The sequence below is a fragment of the Paraglaciecola polaris LMG 21857 genome (assembly GCF_000315055.1).
Taxonomy (GTDB): Bacteria; Pseudomonadota; Gammaproteobacteria; order Enterobacterales; family Alteromonadaceae; genus Paraglaciecola; species Paraglaciecola polaris.
Genome location: NZ_BAER01000008.1, coordinates 1 through 2,288 on the forward strand (window position 1 = coordinate 1; position 2,288 = coordinate 2,288).

Sequence of the window (2,288 nt, forward strand, 5' to 3'; positions counted from 1 at the left end):
GTAGAGTAAGAGACCAAGCGTAGTCGAACTATCTCTCGGCCTCTCCTCACCGAACCACACGTGCACCTTTCAGCGCATGCGGCTCTCCATTTAATGCTAGCTAACAGCCATAGCAACATCTTTATAGCGTGACGTTACGGTATTTCTTTCTTCTAGCCTAAGGTATGGATTAATCTCCGGTAAACGCCACATAAAGCGCATTTTAGGACTGCTCACTAATCTAAACAGTGAAGCCCCACACACAATGCCATTGTTTGATTTACCGTACACAACCCACGTTGTCGCCTGACTTGCAGAAGGGCGCTTTATCCATTTCATCATTAATGATTTAATAGAGCAGCGATACTTTCGTGCTAGCCATTTGGCCAGTTTCCAGAATACAATTCGGTCAATTTTACTGTATACCATAGCAGTAAAATTAGTGTGTCGATAAAACTGAGACCAACCCTTTAACTTGCGGCTGACTTGCTCCACTTTATCCACTTTGCTACAAGAGTGGTCACTCGACAAGGCTTTGCTGAGCGAATGCGAGAACGCTTTAGCTTTGCCGTGAGGAATGCCCGTCACCACACGCATATTGCCCTTTGGCCCTCGTTTTCTGATGATGCGATGGCCAAGGAAGACAAATCCATCGTTAACATGCGTTACATGAGTTTTATCCATGTTCAATGTTAATTTAAGATTACCTTCAAGGAAGTTCCTACATTGGTCACGAATGACCATTGCTTCTGCCTTACTGCCTTTGACAATTAATACAAAGTCATCGGCATAACGACAATAAGCAACAGCAGGCTTCCATTGTCGGTTTTCTTCAATAGCAATGTTGCGCTTATCCTGTATGGTTCTATTCCAGTACCAACGGTCTTTTCGCGCTTTCTTTGACAGATAAAGTGAATCTAGATGTTGGTCGAATTCATTTAGCATGATATTCGATAACAATGGTGATATCACTCCACCTTGCGGCACCCCTTGGCTCGTTGCACAGAATAAGTTGCGTTCGATATGACCTGCTTTTATAAAACGCCAAAGCAAGGTGTTAAATCGGTCGCAACTAATGCGTTTACGCACACAACTCATCAGTAATTTATGATGAACGGTATCAAAGTAACTTGATAAGTCACCTTCAATTACCCAGCGTCCTCGCTTATCGGCAGGATCAGTTAATTGCAATTGTACTGTTCGAATAGCATGGTGGACACTGCGCTCTGGTCTAAAACCATAAGATAACGAATGAAAATCGTTTTCCCATATTGGCTCCATCGCCATGAGCATGGCACGTTGTACAATTCTGTCTATTAAGGTAGGAATACCCAATGGGCGCTGTTTCCCGTTGGCCTTTGGAATGTATACTCGCCTTGCAGGCATCGGTTTATATTCACCCGACAGTAAAGATCGTCTAATTTCTTTAAGGTGATTATCGAGGTTCGCTTGCATGTGCGATTTATCTACACCATCAACACCAGCGGTTTTCGCGCCCTTCGAAGAGAGCGTGATATTCGCTGCATGGTGCAGCCATTCAGGATGACTGATAAGTTTCAACAGCCGATTAACGCGGCGTGTTTTATCAGTCGATGTCCATGTTGCTAATTTGCGTTGCATTTCGCTGATTATCAAAGGTCTTCACCTTGTTACTAATTCAATAGAAGTCAGATAATTTGCTCGCGCAAATACAGTAAACTGCGTCCCTTCGCCATGTAATGGGCTTTCCCCATCTCAGACTACTACGAACGCTCCGCCAACTTGCATGTCATCGGGGTCTGCTCCCTTAGCATTCAATACAAGCCTTCCTCGGTTCACCTATTTGAACTCAAACATAGTGGGGTGGATGCCGATCGCAGTCTTTAACCTTATCGTGCTGTAAGGTGATGGTGCTCAAGTACAGAATTGTGATATTGCACTTGTCCCTTGATGAACGCTTACATTTAGCTCAACAGTTTGGCAGAGTTGTTCCTACTTATAACAGCCCCACTGCACCATATTGCCTGTTAATTCGTGTAGACAATGGCGACATTTCAGCCCATAGATGCGGGTTAATCGGTTCATGTTCTTCATCCGTCCACTACTTAGTCTTGAAGAGCATCTTGGCTTAACGAATTCGCCTCACTCCCCGTTGTCAGCGAGTTACATCACCTTATTAGCATACAATAAGTCACTGCCGCTCAGACTCTGCTATCTGCACAACCAGATTACGTCATAAACAAGCTAGCTCCTGCTATTTCATTTATGAATTTCAAATAGACTCGTGGTTCATTTAAGCATTCCTTGCTAGTGCTGAACTCCGAGCACAC

Annotated in this window: 1 protein-coding gene; it reads right to left on the reverse strand. The window is 44.1% G+C overall.

Annotated features, from left to right (window positions below; genetic code table 11):
- Positions 1-96 precede the first annotated feature (96 nt).
- The gene (gene ltrA / locus GPLA_RS00685) at positions 97-1,614 is read right to left on the reverse strand and encodes a group II intron reverse transcriptase/maturase (protein ID WP_007102871.1); all 1,518 of its coding nucleotides are present in this window, start codon (positions 1,612-1,614) and stop codon (positions 97-99) included.
- Positions 1,615-2,288 lie beyond the last annotated feature (674 nt).